This window comes from Streptomyces sp. NPDC046909 (genome assembly GCF_040644695.1).
GTDB lineage: Bacteria > Actinomycetota > Actinomycetes > Streptomycetales > Streptomycetaceae > Streptomyces.
This window is the reverse complement of the sequence record NZ_JBEYXC010000010.1, coordinates 339,815-354,337: the sequence shown is the minus strand read 5'-3', so window position 1 is coordinate 354,337 and position 14,523 is coordinate 339,815. Positions and strand designations below refer to the sequence as shown.

11 protein-coding genes are annotated in these 14,523 nt (G+C 69.7%); 6 read left to right on the top strand and 5 right to left on the bottom strand.

The window, feature by feature from the left end:
- Nucleotides 1–8 precede the first annotated feature (8 nt).
- Nucleotides 9–1,226, bottom strand: a complete 1,218-nt coding sequence (locus ABZ928_RS32140) for an N-acylneuraminate cytidylyltransferase (RefSeq protein ID WP_361526643.1) — start codon at nt 1,224–1,226, stop codon at nt 9–11.
- Nucleotides 1,227–1,321: 95 nt separating this feature from the next.
- Nucleotides 1,322–2,668 (bottom strand): DUF6716 putative glycosyltransferase, encoded by a 1,347-nt coding sequence (locus ABZ928_RS32135; RefSeq protein WP_361526640.1) that lies wholly within the window; start codon nt 2,666–2,668, stop codon nt 1,322–1,324.
- Between the two features lie 198 nt (nt 2,669–2,866).
- On the opposite strand from ABZ928_RS32135, the gene ABZ928_RS32130 reads away from it, so the two are divergent.
- The 3 genes from ABZ928_RS32130 (at nt 2,867) to ABZ928_RS32120 (ending at nt 6,166) form a co-directional block, all read left to right on the top strand.
- Complete coding sequence (locus ABZ928_RS32130) at nt 2,867–3,853, top strand: glycosyltransferase family 2 protein (RefSeq protein WP_361526638.1); 987 nt, start codon at nt 2,867–2,869, stop codon at nt 3,851–3,853.
- The gene (locus ABZ928_RS32125; RefSeq protein WP_361526635.1) at nt 3,853–5,214 is read left to right on the top strand and encodes an alpha-2,8-polysialyltransferase family protein; all 1,362 of its coding nucleotides are present in this window, start codon (nt 3,853–3,855) and stop codon (nt 5,212–5,214) included. Before ABZ928_RS32130 ends, ABZ928_RS32125 begins: the two co-directional genes overlap by 1 nt.
- Before the next feature lie 109 nt (nt 5,215–5,323).
- Complete coding sequence (locus ABZ928_RS32120; protein ID WP_361526633.1) at nt 5,324–6,166, top strand: FkbM family methyltransferase; 843 nt, start codon at nt 5,324–5,326, stop codon at nt 6,164–6,166.
- Nucleotides 6,167–6,216: 50 nt separating this feature from the next.
- On the opposite strand, the gene ABZ928_RS32115 is transcribed toward ABZ928_RS32120, so the two are convergent.
- Together ABZ928_RS32115 and ABZ928_RS32110 are read right to left on the bottom strand one after the other, a co-directional pair.
- Nucleotides 6,217–8,538: a glycosyltransferase gene (locus tag ABZ928_RS32115; RefSeq protein ID WP_361526630.1), complete on the bottom strand. Its 2,322-nt coding sequence runs from the start codon at nt 8,536–8,538 to the stop codon at nt 6,217–6,219.
- Entirely contained in the window at nt 8,535–9,998 is a 1,464-nt protein-coding gene (locus tag ABZ928_RS32110) for a glycosyltransferase family 29 protein (protein ID WP_361526627.1), read from the bottom strand. Before ABZ928_RS32110 ends, ABZ928_RS32115 begins: the two co-directional genes overlap by 4 nt.
- Nucleotides 9,999–10,234: 236 nt before the next feature.
- Here ABZ928_RS32110 and ABZ928_RS32105 point away from each other — a divergent pair, with 236 nt between their 5' ends.
- Together ABZ928_RS32105 and ABZ928_RS32100 are read left to right on the top strand one after the other, a co-directional pair.
- On the top strand, nt 10,235–11,344 hold the full coding sequence (locus tag ABZ928_RS32105) for an acyltransferase (protein WP_361526731.1): 1,110 nt from the start codon (nt 10,235–10,237) through the stop codon (nt 11,342–11,344).
- 64 nt (nt 11,345–11,408) lie between these two features.
- Nucleotides 11,409–12,296, top strand: coding sequence for a class I SAM-dependent methyltransferase (locus ABZ928_RS32100; protein ID WP_361526624.1), 888 nt, complete (start codon nt 11,409–11,411; stop codon nt 12,294–12,296).
- A 48-nt stretch (nt 12,297–12,344) separates the two neighbouring features.
- On the opposite strand, the gene ABZ928_RS32095 is transcribed toward ABZ928_RS32100, so the two are convergent.
- The gene (locus tag ABZ928_RS32095; protein ID WP_361526621.1) at nt 12,345–12,986 is read right to left on the bottom strand and encodes a TetR/AcrR family transcriptional regulator; all 642 of its coding nucleotides are present in this window, start codon (nt 12,984–12,986) and stop codon (nt 12,345–12,347) included.
- 86 nt (nt 12,987–13,072) lie between these two features.
- On the opposite strand from ABZ928_RS32095, the gene ABZ928_RS32090 reads away from it, so the two are divergent.
- A complete protein-coding gene (locus ABZ928_RS32090) occupies nt 13,073–14,470 on the top strand; it encodes an FAD-dependent oxidoreductase (RefSeq protein WP_361526728.1) in 1,398 nt (465 codons plus the stop codon).
- Nucleotides 14,471–14,523: the final 53 nt, after the last annotated feature.

Sequence of the window (14,523 nt, the reverse complement as noted above, 5' to 3'; positions counted from 1 at the left end):
CGTTTTCCTTACTTGGTGAGGGAGTCGAGAGAGGGGCCGAGGATCCAGCTGGCGATCTCTCGGATCGCGCCGTCACCACCGGGGAGGGTGGTGACCGCACGGGCGGCGCCGCGTACCACGTCGTGGGCGCTCGCGACCGCCACGGGCCAGCCGACGAGGGCGAAGCACGGGAGGTCGTTGACGTCGTTGCCGACGTAGAGCACGCGCTCGGGCGCGATGCCCTGCTCCTCGCACCACTGCTTGAGTGCGAGGTCCTTCCGGTCGATGCCGTGCAGGACCGGGAGCTTGAGCTTCCGGGCCCGGGCGGCGACGACCGGGTTCTGCTCCGTGGAGAGGATCAGCATCTTCAGGCCGCTCTTGCGGAGGGCGGCGATGCCGAGGCCGTCTCCGCGGTGCACGGAGACGAATTCCTTTCCATCGGCGTCGATCAGCACCCGGTCATCGGTCTGGGTGCCGTCGAAGTCCAGTACGACCGCGTCGATGTCCTCGAAGGAGGGCAGGGCGCCGGGGCGGTCGGCGTCGAACAGCGGGGCCAACGCCCTTGCCCGCGCGAGGTCGTGGGGGTCGTCGATCTCCAACACCCGTGCGGGGTCGGTCCGTACGAGTTCGGTACGGCCGAAGAAGCGGTGCTGGTACTTGCGGAAGCCGGCGGCGTCCATCGCGTAGGCAGCGCCGGTCTCCAGGAGGTCCTGGGGGCGGTCCTGGCGGCGGGGGCGGTACGACTTGTCGTGGTTGACGCCGTAACCGCCCTGCTCCGCGGCCGAGTCGACCTCGTCGCGCCAGATGAACCCGTGGAAGGGGGCCACGGTCACCGCCGTGTCGGCGCCCTGCTCGACGACCGCCGCGGCGACCGCCTCGACGTCCTCGCGGACGATGAAGGGGCTGGTGCACTGCACGAGCATCACCACGTCGACGGCCGCCCCGTGCAGCGCCTCATGGGTGTCCATGGCGTGCAGCACCGCGGCCTCGGAGGTCGCCGTGTCCCCGGCGATGGCGGCGGGCCGCAGCACGACCTCGGCGCCGGCCTCACGGGCGGCGGCGGCGATGGCCTGGTCGTCGGTGGACACGACGACGTCGGTCACGAGCCGGGTGGCCCGGCACTCCCGCACGGCCCGGGCCACGAGGGGCACGCCGCCGACGGGGGCGAGGTTCTTGGCGGGCACACCCTTGGAGCCGCCGCGGGCGGGAATCACCGCGAGGACGCGGTGGACCGACGGGTTGGACATGGGTTCTGCTCCTTGGAGAGGGCCTGGAAAGCGAGAGCCCGGGGAGGGCGGGCCTGGGGAGAACGGGCCCGGGGAGGGCGGGCCTGGACGGGTGGTCACAGCTCCCCCATCCGCCGGATGACCGGAGCCACCCGCTGCACCCCGTGCCGGTACGCCCCCCGAGCCGCCCGCCGCACGATCTGCCGCACGGGCCCCGGCTCCTTGTCGGCCGCGGGCGCTCCCGGCAGCGGACTGCCGTCGGGGCCGAGGTGATGGCGGGCGAGAATGCCGGGCAGATAACCGGGCGCGGTGGCCGGCGTGTAGTAGGGCGTCAGCGGCCCCAACCCCCCGGGCCGGGCCAGCAACTTGGCGATCCGCTCCCGCGCCGCGTCGAACGCGGTCTCATAGGTTCCGTCGGCCACCACACCCTGCCGAGCCACCCACTCCGCGTCCGGCACCGGCCGATACCCGGCGTCCAGCTGATCCCAGGAGGCAAGGCACCCGGACCCGACGAAGTGGTGGTTGCCCAGGACCTCACGCACGCCCAGGTCGGTCAGCACCACCGTGGGGATGCGCCGGTGCAGCGACTCCAGCGCGGCCGTCGACGAGATCGTGACCAGCAGGTCGGTCCGGTCCAGGACCTCGCCCATGTTCCCGTACACCAGGCGGAAGTTGGCCGGTGGATCGAGCTTCTGGACCAGCTTCTGGTAGGGCTGCTCCTCGATGTGCGTGGTGTGTTCGCCGGGCTTGGAGCGCAGCTTCAGCAGCACCTCGCGTTCGGGGTGGAGCCGGGCGTGCTGGATGAGCCGGTTCAGCAGATAGTTGCGGTCCTTGCGGCTGTCCGGGACGGAGGGCTGCACGGCGAACACCACGGTGTACGGGTCGTGTTCCCCTTCGTAGGCGGCCCCGCCGAGGAACGGCAGCGCCACCTCCGTCACCGACGAGGAGTCGGCGCCCACCCCGTCGTACACGGCCCGGAAACGCTCCGCGTCCTGCCGGGAGTTGGCGAGGACGAGGTCGGCCCCGTGCCTCAGCAGCAGGCCGTCGGCGAGCTTCTCGTAGACGACACCGACGTAGCCGGTGACGACGACGGGGCGCTCGGCGCGGCCCTCCCACACCCGCTTGAGGCCGTGCAGCATCGCCTGGACGCCGCCGCCGACGAGGGCGATGACGACGATGTCGTACGACTCCTCGGCCATGGCCCGCAGGAACTCGACGGCCGTGACCTCCCGCATCGAGTCGGCGTGGACGCCGACCTCCGCCAGCTGGCGCGGGGTGGGGGTGGCGCGGCCGCGCAGCAGGAAGCCGCTGAGGGAGAGGGCCCCCGAGAGGACCTCTTGCGCTTCCTCGCGCGGGGCGATGCGATGGGCTGTCAGGGCACCCCATTTCCAGCGGGTGTCCGAGTCGGCCAGGACCGCGATTCGCGTCGGCGTCGTTGTAGTTGCTGGCGTACTTGCTGGCACGACGAAGACGCTAGGAAGCAATTTCTAGGTGCGGCCCAACCGCGAATCAACGAAAAGTTAACAACAGCCCACCGAGAGCCGAACTGGCCCGCCGAAGCTCGGAAAATACAGGGGATGCACCGTTCCGACACATTGAGTTCACCCCCCGTACGATCACCGTCCAGTTCCCCTGCCAGGCGGCCTTCTACCGTTTTGCGGGTGCCAAAGCTTTCCGTGATCGTGCCGTTCTACAACGTGCAGCAATACGCCCCGGACACCCTCAGAAGTCTGCGGCTCAACGCCCGGAGCGACTTCGAGTTCATCCTCGTCGACGATAAGTCGAAGGATGAGACACCGGCCATTCTCGAACGGGCGGTCGAGTCGCTTTCGGATGTCGCGCAGGTGAGATACATCCGCCATGAGGAGAACGGAGGACTCGCCACCGCCCGCAACACCGGACTGGACGCGGCAACCGGCGAGTACCTCACTTTCCTGGACGGCGACGACTGGCTCGCGCCGGGGTATCTCGCCGAGCTGGTGGCGGCCGTCGAGGGGCTGGGCTGCGACTTCATCCGTACCGACCATGTCCAGGCGACCGCCCGCGCCAGGACCGTGCACCGGGCCCCCGTCGGACTGCGGGACGTGGTGCTGAACCCGCGCGACGCGATCCTGCCCGCCGACCGGACGACCTCCGTGGACTACGCCTTCGCGTGGGCCGGCGCCTACCACCGCCGTCTCCTCGACAAGGGTCTGCTGCACTTCACGGACGGGCTGCGCACGGCCGAGGACCGGCCGTGGATCTGGAAGCTGCACCGCGAGGCGGAGTCGTTCGCCGTGGTGAACCTGCTCGGGGTGTTCTACCGGCGCGGGGTGGCCTCCTCGCTCACCCAGATCGGCGACGCCCGCCAGCTGGACTTCATCCGCGCCTTCGACCAGGTCATCGAGGAGACGGCGACGGACCGGGACGCCGACCGACTGCTCCCCAAGGCGGTGCGCACGTACTGCGCGATCATCGCCCACCATCTGTCCGACGAGGCCAAGTGGGAGCCGGGCGTGGCCAAGCGGCTCCAGGCGATGAGCGCGGCCGCCATAAAGCGGATGCCGCAGGACGCCCTCGGCGACGTACTCGACACCATGGATCTGCGCCGCTCGTCCAAGCTGCGGCGGCTGCGGCGCCGGGTCACCACAGCGAAGGCGGCTGCCTGATGTCCCCCACGACCCGTCTGTCCCCCACCACCCGTCGTACGACCCAGATCTTCTGCGCCTCCACGCTGTACGGCGTGGCCACGCTGGCCGCCGCGCTCGACTCCGACCTCTTCGACGAGGCGGAGCGCCGGGTCCTGCTGGTGTTCAACAACTCGGCGAACCCGGAGACCACTCCGGCACTCGACGAGATGCCGGGGTTCGAGCCGCTGCGCGAGCACTTCGACGACGTACTGTCCTGGAACGAGGCGATCCGCCCCTTCCACCCGGGCTCCTGGACCCCGCGCACCGACGACATCCCCCTGTTCGAGCGCTATCTGCGGCTGCTGTGGGGCCTCGGTGACGACCGGGTCGAGCTGGTCGTGGAGTCCATCCAGGTCACCCCGGCGCTCACCGTCGCCCAGCTGTTCACCGGCGCCCCCGTGCATGTGTACGCGGACGGCCTCATGTCGTACGGCCCGACCCGCAACAAGCTCGACCCGCTGGTCGGCACCCGCGTGCGCCGGCTGCTCCACCTGGACCTGGTGCCGGGTCTCACCCCGATGCTGCTGACCGAGTTCGACGTGCCCGCGCAGGTCGTGCCGACGGGCGCGTTCCTGAAGGTGCTCAGCGAACTCGGCGAGTCGGTGCCGGAGTTGCCCGCGCTGCCGGAGAACTCGGCGCTGCTGCTCGGCCAGTACCTGTCCGCGCTGAACATCCTCTCCGCCAAGGAGGAGGAGGATCTGCACGTACGGATGATGCGGGGCGCGGTCGAGCGCGGGCACCGGTCGATCGTCTTCAAGCCGCACCCCACCGCGCCGGCCCGCTTCAGCCGGATCCTGGAGACCGAGGCGGAGAAGCTGGGCGTGGACCTCACCGTCCTGGACACGCCCGTCCTCGCCGAGGTGCTGTTCGAGAAGGCCCGGCCGGGGCTGGTCGTCGGCTGCTTCTCGACGGCGCTGTTCACGGCGTCCGTCTTCTACGACCTTCCCGTCGCCCGCATCGGCACCGAGCCGCTCCTGGAACGCCTCACGCCGTACCAGAACAGCAACCGGGTCCCGGCGGTGCTGGCCGACGCGGTGCTGCCGGACCTGGAGCGGCGCAACGGCGAGGACCCGCTGCCGGCGGACGAGCTGGACGGCCTGGTCACCGCGGTCGGGTTCACCATGCAGGACCGGATCTACCCGGGCCGGCGCGAGGCGGCGGAGAAGTACCTCTCCCGGAAGCTGCGCCCGCGCACCCGGCGCTACTTCAAGAAGAAGCGCCTCACGTCCCTGGGCCTGCCCGGCGGTATCCCGGAGCGGCTGGCGTTCCTGCCGCACAACTCCACGGCACGGCGGGTGGTTCGGCAGGCGCGGGCGTTGAAGAAGGCGGTCAAACGCTGAGGCTGAACGACTGGCGGTGAACGACTGGCGGTGAACGGAAGAAGACATTAAGGGAAACTCCGGCCCGTAAGGGAAACGGGCCGGATACGCGCGGCTCTATCCTCGCGGGATGCGTACTTCCCAGCTTGCTGAATCCAATGCCCGGACGCTGGCTCACGCACCACTTGTCCGACCGGTTTCCACGGGCGACATCATCCGCACGCACCGCAAGAAGTTCCCTTACAAAGGCCTCGTGGAGATCGATTCCCCGTACTGTCCACCGTTCGTCATGTTCTGCGTCAACGACGAGGCGGTCGCCCTCGACACCGTGTGGAACGGGCGGTTCGGTTACGAGCCCGGCAGCCTGGCCACCTGGTCAAGGCTGGCCGCGAAGAGCGCGACAATAGCCGACGTCGGCGCGCACGTCGGCTATTTCTCGATGATCGCCGCGCTGGCCAATCCCAAGGCGAAGGTCCACGCCTTCGAGCCGGTGGACGAGATACACGCCCGGCTCGCGGTGAATCTGCGGATGAACAATGTCCAGAACGTCAAGCGCTTCCAGGCGGGGGTGTCCGCCGAGGCCGGCTGGGCCGAGATCAGCGTCCGTTTCGCGGGGAACCTGCTCTCGACGGGCTCGTCCCTGGAACACGGGGCGGACGACGCCCAGTTGAAGCGAATCCAGCTGCTTGCCCTCGATGACGTGTTCACCGGCACCAAGCTGGATCTGATCAAGATCGATGTGGAGGGCCACGAGATGTCGGTCCTCCAGGGCGCGCGCCAGGTGCTCAAGCGCGACCGCCCGACCGTGATGCTGGAGGCGCTGGTGGGTGCCTCGCTGGAACCCCTGCTCGCCGAGTTCGAGCCCCTGGGCTACGACTGCCACTGGGTGGCCGAGGCCGACGGTGAGCTGATCCCGTCGTCCGCGGCCCGGCCGCGCGGGACGCGGAACCTTCTGTTCACGCCGCACGCGTAGGCGTCGGGCCCCTCACTGCCGTACGACCGTGAGGGGCCCGACTCCCTGTCTCAACTCCCCAGGATCACCCGGAGGTCGGCCGCGTTGGCCTCGGTGACCTTCCACAGTTCCTGCTGGCGGCCGTGGACGTCGGCGACCGTCTTGGCGTGGTCGGCGAGGAGGTCCCTGGCGCGCTCGAACAGGCGGGCGGCGAGGTGGCGGTCGTGGACCGAGACGCCCCACTCCGGGCGCTCGATGTCGCGCAGGAAGTACGCCATCTTCGGGTGCGAGATCAGGCTGATGATGGGCGTGCCGACGCCGAAGGGGATCATCCCGGCGTGGCCGCGCATGCCGATCACCAGCTTGGTGCGGGCGTAGAGCTCGCGGATCTGGTCGTTCTCGAAGTCGTACATGGGGATGACGGGCATCGAGACGCCGTGCTCGCGGCGCAGGTCGAAGGCGATCTTCTCGTCGTCGAGGGAGTGCGCCACGCAGTGCACCTCGGCCAGCTGACCCAAGTCCCGGACGGCCTGGGCCATTTGGGCGAGGAAGTAGCCGTAGTCGTGGCCGAAGCGCAGGCCCGCTCGGTCGTAGGCCGCGTTGATGAGGATGGTGTTCTCGCGCTGCGCCGGGTCCTGCCAGCCGTCGACGAGCTGGCGCATGACCGTGGTGGGGCAGGGCTGGAAGCGCACCTTGTCGTGCAGGCGGGCCGGGAGCATCGCGCGGACCTTCTCGATCGAGCCGTGGTTGCGCAGGCCGAAGAAGGCGGAGCGGTCGACCAGTTGGAGCAGTGACTCGCGGAAGCGGTTCGCCCGGTAGGACTGGCCGTCGAAGGCGTTGAAGCCCACGGCGAAGACCGCGATCGGGACGTCGATGCGGTTCAGCAGCGCGTCCGGGACGTTCCACTGCCAGGCGCTGTTGCCGTTCGGCATGGTGTCCGGGATGAAGAGCCCTCCGCCGCCGATGACCAGGCCCCGGCGGGCGTTGACGCGCTCCAGCGCCGCCTCGTCGAACAGCCGGTGCGCGTGGACGGAGTGCCAGCGCCGGGAGGTGGTGTCCGGGCCGAAGGCGAGGCGGACCGTCTCCGGGAGGAGCTTGTCGCCCGCGTTGCCCTGCCGGTCCATGTAGAAGGCGACGTGGGCGAGTTGGTCCTCGGCGCTGCCCCGCTCCTGCGAGGGCACGGCGGCCGCGCGCTGCGCCCAGAGGCGGCTGGGGCGGTGGGTCGGGTCGACGGTGATGCCGGCGGTGGCGTACCGCAGCGCCTCGGTGTTGTCGCCGTGCACCCAGGCCATCTGCGCGAGCCGGGCGTATGCCGTCGCGGCCCGGTTGGGGGCGGCGGTGGCCAGGAGCAGACGGGCCTTGGCCTCCTCGTAGCGGGAGACGCTCATCAGGGCGTGGCCGAGGACCTCGTGCGGCCAGGCCTCGTCGAGCGGGATCCGGACGCCGGAGAGGAGGTCGACGGCGTCCTGGTAGTCGCCGTTCGCGATGTGCGCGGCGGCGACCTTGCGGGCGGCCTCGACATCGCCGGTGCGCTTCACGTGCGGGGTGCCGAAGTGGACGACGAGTTCATGGTGGAGGCCGCCCTGCTTCTCCAGGTAGGCGGCCTGGAACTCGGCGTCCGGCAGCTCGAACTCGCGCCAGCGGTCCTCGGCCTGCGTGTATCCGGCCTCGCCGCCCTGCCAGGGCTTGTGGCGGCCGGTGAAGTGCAGGATCGCGGTGTCGTCGGGGACCGGGAGGTCACCGGACAACCGCCGCTTGACGAAGTTGTAGCGCGGGTCGAGGCGCACGAAGTCGCCGTCGAGGACGGCGTTGAGGATGCCCTGGTCGTGCTTGTCGAGCTCGTAGTCGCCGGAGCGCCCGCACTTGTCGAGCCTGGCGCAGAACGCGTCGCTCAGGTACTCGCGCTGGATGACGAGGAGCCCCGAGTTGAGCTTGTGCTGCCCGTAGAAGAACTGCGGGACGGCCGCCAACCCCTCGCGCAGTTCCAGGAGTTCGCTGAGATCACCCAGAACGACCATGTCGGTGTCGAGGGTGATGATGGTGTCGTACTCGCGGATCCTGAACACGTCGAGGATGAAGTACGCCTTGCGGACCAGGTAGTTGTCCTGGTCGCCCTTCTTGTACGAGTCGTAGTGGGTGTCGCCGACGCGCTTGAGGACGATCCGCGGGTGCAGGGCCCGGATCTGGGCTATGGACCCGGGGCGAAGGTCGTCGTAGAGGACGACGAAGTCCTCGCACACTCCGGGGTTGGAGAGCGCGAGGCTGCGCAGCAGGGTGAGGAAGCCGGGCAGGTAGTTCTCGTCGACGTAGGACGCGAAGGCGATGCGGCGCTTGCCGGTGAGGGCGTGCGCGTCGGTCACGGGGGCCTGGGTCGCAGGCGGGGCGGTGGTCATCGCAGGGAGATCCTCAGGTCGGTCACGCTCTGGGCCCGCTGCATGACCCAGTCCTTCTCGCTGGTGTATTCGTGCACGGAGGTGATCGCGAGCTTCATGGCCTCCGGGACGCGGTAGGCGCCGCTCTCGTAGAAGTCGAAGCCGATCAGGTCGAGCTTGGGGCTCACGTCCAGGAAGTCGAGCAGGTACAGCATGTTGAAGCCGGTGGTGGGGATGCCGGACCAGACGTCGGTGCCGAGCTTGCCGATGTTGCGCACGGGCCAGCGCAGCGACTCGTCGCCGAGGCAGGTCTGGGCGCCGGGCACCAGCCGGTTGCGCAGGGAGTACTTCCAGTCGCCGGAGACCCCGCCGAACACCAGCCGGGTGGTGACCTGTTGGTCCCAGTTGAAGCCGTGCTTGTGGATGGTGGCGTGGATGTCGGTACGGCTGCCCGTGTGCCTGGGGTCGATCCGGTACGAGTTGAAGCGGACGACGAGGTCGTACGCGTCGATCTCGGCGCCCGCCGAACTGGCGCCCACCCGGCCGGAGTTGGCGATCAGGCAGACCGACTTGCCGGCGATCTGGTTGCGGAACTCGCCGAGGCTGATCCACTGCACGCCGCCGACGGTGGGGTCGGCGACGGGTCCGCGCATGCGGTTGCGGCGCTGCTCGGCGTAGAGGGCGAGGGCCTCGGTGAGGGCGGGGAGGTCCGTGGACTCGGTGGTCCTCAAGTCCAGGTACTGGCTGAGGAGTTCCTGCCGGTCGGCGACCGGGGCGTCCTCGGCGGCCAGCGTGAGGAGCGCTCCCACGAGGCGCGGCTCGGCCTCGGTCCAATCCCCCACCGCCTGGGCGGCGAGGCCCTCGGCCCAGACGTCGGTGGCGGCGCGGCGGGTGAACTCCTCGGCGCGCGGGTTCTGCCGGCGCAGCAGGGCGAGCAGTTCCCGCTCCTTGTCGGCGGCGACGCGCAGTCCGGCGATCCGGGCGCGGACACCGAAGCCGTCGTCGTCGGTGAGGTCGAGGTACTTCTCGTACGCCTCGACCGCCTCGGCCTCCTCGCCCAGGGCCTCCAGGAGACGGGCGCGCAGCCGCCAGCCGGCGCGGGAGTTCTTGCGCTGGGCGAGCACGGTGTCGCTGATGACCAGGGCGAGGTTCAGCTCGTCGTCGTAGCCGCACTCCAGCGCCTTGTTGGCGACGGCGAGCAGGGCGTCGAGGACCTCGCCCGGGATGGCGGAGGCCGGGGTGGCCGCTCCCTTGACGGCCCGCTTGAGCAGGGCGGTGGCACCGCCGGCCGGGGCGGGCGCGGGCGCGGAGCCGGCCGTCGTGCCCCACACGACGAGCAGTTTCCGCAGCTGTTCCGCGAGTTCGACCCGGCGCCGGTCGATGCTGCCGACGACCTTCCCGCTGTGCACCGCGCACGCGCGCAGGCAGTCGTCCAGCTCCCCGCCACGCGCGCGTGCACGCCTCTTCTGGACCGTCGTCATGGCACTCCTGGTTTTCTTACCGAAACTGAGGCGAGTTCATGGGTTTATCGAGGCGTGGGGGGATTCCGGGAAAATTTAGGAATCCAAAACGACATCCAGGTGAACTGGCCGGGACCGGACGGCTAATCGTTGGCTGGTCAACCAAGACATCCCTGTGATTCGGACTAATGTGCCTGTGTGCACCCTTAGGGGCACCCGTAGAAGCACTGGCAGTCGAGGGGATTTCCGTGACCACGATGACCGTCCGCGAGGTCACCGAAGCACCGCCGCGGCCGGAACGGGCGCGGCCCCGGGAGAGCCGGCTGCGCGCCCTCGACGGACTGCGGCTGGTGGCCGCGCTGATGGTCGCCGCGTACCACTACGGCGGCCGCGGCGGTGAAGTCACCGCGGCCTGGGGGACTTCCGCCAAAGATCAGTTCCCGACGCTGAGCCAGTATTTCTCGTACGGCTGTCTCGGCGTCCAGGTCTTTTTCGTGATCAGCGGATTCGTGATCTGCATGAGCGGCTGGGGCCGCCCGCTGAAGTCGTTCTTCGCGTCCCGCGCGTCCCGGCTGCTGCCCGCTTACTGGGTGGCGGTCCTGCTGGTCACGGCGGTGTTCGCGCTGCCGATGGTCGCCTACAAGACGGTGTCGCCGAGCGACGCGCTGGTCAACATGACGATGCTCCAGCAGCCGTTGGGCGTCGACCGGGTGCTGGGCGTCTGCTGGACCCTGTGGGCCGAGGTCCGTTTCTACGCCCTCTTCGCCCTGTGCGTCGTCCTGCCCGGGGCGACCCGGCGCCGGGTCATCCTGTTCTGCGCGGGCTGGACCCTGGCCGCGGCGATCACCCAGGCGTCCAAGGAGCCCCTGCTGGACGTCGTCCTGATGCCGGAGTACGCCCCCTTCTTCATCGGCGGCGTCGGCCTCTACCTCGTCCACCGCGACCGGCGGGACGTCTACGCCTGGGGCATCGTCGCCGTCAGCTTCCTCATCGGGCAGCACTACGCGGTCCGCAGCCTCTGGAACGCCACCGACCCCAACGCCTTCGCCCACCGCACCACGCTGGGCATAGTGGCCGTCGTCGCCTTCGGCTTCCTCGCCGTCGCCGCGATCGCCCTGGGCTGGCTGAACTGGGCGAACTGGCGCTGGCTCACGGTGGCCGGGGCCCTGACGTACCCCTTCTACCTGGTCCACGAGCACCTCGGCTGGGTGGTGATCCACGGGCTGCACATCGGGCTGGGGCTGCCGTCGGCGGAGACCTTCGCACTGACCGTCGTAGCGATGCTCGTACTGGCCTGGCTGATCAACCGGTACGTCGAGAAGCCGCTGACTCCGAAGCTGCGTTCGGCTCTGGCCAAAGCTCGCTGAGCTTGTTCACTTGACGTTCAACGCGGGGCCAGTTGGGGCGGGCTGAAGCGAGAAGACTCGTTTCATGGCCAACCCACAGCAGACGTACACCCACCCCGGCGAGCTCGGCGACGTACCGGGATGGTTCCCGCCGCTCGACCAGCTCCTGTTCGGCTGGTTCCTCGAACGCCAGGAACGCGAGGGCATGCCGGGGGATCTGTTGGAGCTCGGTGCCTATATGGGCAAGAGCGCGATCCTCCTCGGCCGGCACCTTCGCGAGGGCGAGCGGTTCACGGTCTGCGACCTCTTCGGCGGGGACGCCCCGGACGGCGCGAACCGGGCCGAGACGGCGAAGTCGTACGCCTCGCTGACGCGGCAGGCCTTCGAGCGGAACTACCTCTCCTTCCACGACGAGCTGCCCCGGGTCATCGAGGCACCGAGTTCGGTCATCTCGTCCGAGGTCGCGGCGAAGAGCTGCCGGTTCGTCCATATCGACGCCTCGCATCTGTACGAGCATGTGCGGGACGACATCGGGGCGGCGCGGGAGATTCTGCTCCCGGACGGTGTCGTCGTCCTCGACGACTTCCGGTCCGAGCACACTCCTGGGGTGTCCGTCGCGACCTGGGAGGCGGTACTGAACCGGGGGCTGCGGGTGATCTGCCTCAGCACGCAGAAGCTGTACGGGACCTGGGGGGATCCCTCGGCTGTGCAGGAGGAGTTGCTGGAGATGCTGAGGGGGCGGGGGGACTGCGGGCTGAGTGTGCAGGAGGCGGCGGGGCAGCGGTTGGTTCGGGTGCGGGCGAAGGGGATGCGGGCGCCTGAGTTTCCGCGGTCGCGGCACTATGTGGAACCGGAGCTGATGGTTCCGCCGGTTCCGCAGGTCAGTCGGTCACGTGTGCGCCGTATCGGGGTGGATCTGCTGCCGCCGGTCATCACGCGGGCGGTGCGGAGGGTTCGGGCTCGTCAGGTCTGAGTTCGGCCGCGGGTGTGTGGGGGCTGGTCGCGCAGTTCCCCGCGCCCCTTACGGGGCGCATTCGATGCCCTTGATGATGAGAGCCAGGCCCTCCTCGAAGTGTTGGTCGTAGTCCTCGAAGATCTCTGCGCCCGCCGCTGCCGACAACGGATAGTCGGCCATCTGACGAGCTCGCTCGTCCACGTCGAAGCCCTCCCTGCGTTCACCTGCGACGGGGATCACGCCCTGTTCCTCGATGACGAAGCCGAGGGTGTAGAGGTAGGTCGTCGACGCGGCCCTGACCGCCTGGGCGAGGGTGAAGCCCGCTGAGGTGAAGAGTCGGAGGTTGTCCTCCATGGCCTCCACGTGGACGAGGCTCGTGAAGCGGGAGCCGCTGAAGACTCGCGCGCCGTCGCGGTAGCCGAGCAGGGCGGTCCGCAGGCCGCGGTTGGACTTCAGCAGGCGTTCCTGCCAGGTGTCGGCGGGGTCGAGGGCGGCGCCGGCGACCATGCGGCGGTACATCTCCGTGGCCATCTCGTCGAGCAGGGCCTGTTTGTCCTTGAAGTGCCAGTACAGGGCCGGGGCCTTGACGTCGAGTTCCTTGGCGATGGCGCGGAGGGTCAGGCCGTCGAGGCCCAGTTCGTTCAGGAGCTTGAGGGCGGTGTCCGCGACGCGGATGCGGTCGAGGGGGGCGCGGCGTTCCGTAGTCACGCTTGACAGCTTAACGGCGTTAAGGGCACTCTTCTAGGCAACGGCACTTAACAACGTTAAGGAGAGTGATCCGCATGGGTACCGAAATGCACACCGACGTCCTGATCGTGGGCGCGGGCCCGACCGGTCTCGCCCTCGGGATCGACCTCGCCCGGCGTGGCGTGGACGCGGTCGTGGTGGAGAAGGCGGACCGGCTGTTCCCCGGCTCGCGGGGCAAGGGCCTCCAGCCGCGCACGATGGAGGTCTTCGACGACCTCGGCGTCCTGGACGCGATCCGCGCGGCCGGCGGCAGCTACCCGGTCGGGATGATCTGGCAGGACGGCGAGCAGGTCGGCGAGCACCAGATGTTCGACCCGGCCGAGACGACGGAGGACTCGCCGTACACCGAGCCCTGGATGGTCCCGCAGTGGCGGACCCAGGAGATCCTCGGGGCACGGCTCGCCGAGCTGGGCGGCGAGGTCGTCTTCGGGCGGGAGCTGACCGGGCTCACGCAGGACGAGGACGGGGTCACGGCCCACTTCGCCACCGGCGCCGACGTCCGCGCCCGGTACCTGGTCGCGGCCGACGGGGGCCGCTCCGTCGTCCGGCGCGCGCTCGGCATCGCCATGACCGGCGAGACGGTCGACCCCCACCCGATGCTCGTGGCCGACGTACGCGTGACCGGCCTCGACCGCGACTACTGGCACGTCTTCCCACCGCGCGGCGAGGGCGACGGCTTCCTCGCGATCTGCCCCCTCGCGGGCACCGAGGACTTCCAGATCGCCGCCCGGTTCCCGGAGGGCAGCGCGGTGGACGTGTCCCTCGACGGCGTCCGCAAGGTCGTCGCCGCCCGCTCCCACCTGGCCCCCGACGCCATCACCGAGCTCCGCTGGGCCTCCGACTTCCGCCCCCGCATGGCCCTCGCGGACCACTTCCGCTCCGGCCGCGTCTTCCTCGCCGGCGACGCCGCCCACATCCACTCCCCGGCAGGCGGCCAGGGCCTCAACACCAGCGTCCAGGACGCCTACAACCTGGGCTGGAAGCTGGGCGCGGTCCTGCGGGACGGGGCGCCGGTCTCCCTCCTCGACACCTACGAGGAGGAGCGCCGCCCCATCGCCGCCGACATGCTGGGCCTGTCGGCGAGCGTCCACCGGGGCGAGACACGGCGGGGGGAGGCGACGCGGCAGCTGGGCCTGGGGTACCGGGACTCGTCACTGACACGGGAGACCCGCGAGGCCCCGACGGGACTGCGAGCGGGAGACCGCGCACCGGACGGCTCGCTGAACGGCGTACGGCTCTTCGACGCCTTCCGGGGCCCGCACTGGACCCTGGTGGCGGTGGGAACGGAAGCGCCGGAGGTACCGGGGACGATCACAGTCGTACGAGGAGAGGCGCAGGAGTCGTACGGGAAGGGTCTGTTCTTGGTGAGGCCGGACGGCTACGTCGGGTGGGCGGGCGAAGCACCGGGCGCCTTGACGGAGTACCTCGCGCGGACGTGCTTTTAGTTTTTAGGGGCGCGGGGAACTGCGCGACAAGCCCCCACCGGCCCGCAGCCGAC

Coding starts and splice junctions, on each gene's coding strand:
- ABZ928_RS32140 (WP_361526643.1), bottom strand. CDS start 1,226: ATGTCCAACCCGTCGGTCCACCGCGTCCTCGCGGTGATTCCCGCCCGC.
- ABZ928_RS32125 (WP_361526635.1), top strand. CDS start 3,853: ATGTCCCCCACGACCCGTCTGTCCCCCACCACCCGTCGTACGACCCAG.
- ABZ928_RS32120 (WP_361526633.1), top strand. CDS start 5,324: ATGCGTACTTCCCAGCTTGCTGAATCCAATGCCCGGACGCTGGCTCAC.
- ABZ928_RS32115 (WP_361526630.1), bottom strand. CDS start 8,538: ATGACCACCGCCCCGCCTGCGACCCAGGCCCCCGTGACCGACGCGCAC.
- ABZ928_RS32110 (WP_361526627.1), bottom strand. CDS start 9,998: ATGACGACGGTCCAGAAGAGGCGTGCACGCGCGCGTGGCGGGGAGCTG.
- ABZ928_RS32105 (WP_361526731.1), top strand. CDS start 10,235: ATGACCGTCCGCGAGGTCACCGAAGCACCGCCGCGGCCGGAACGGGCG.
- ABZ928_RS32100 (WP_361526624.1), top strand. CDS start 11,409: ATGGCCAACCCACAGCAGACGTACACCCACCCCGGCGAGCTCGGCGAC.
- ABZ928_RS32090 (WP_361526728.1), top strand. CDS start 13,073: ATGCACACCGACGTCCTGATCGTGGGCGCGGGCCCGACCGGTCTCGCC.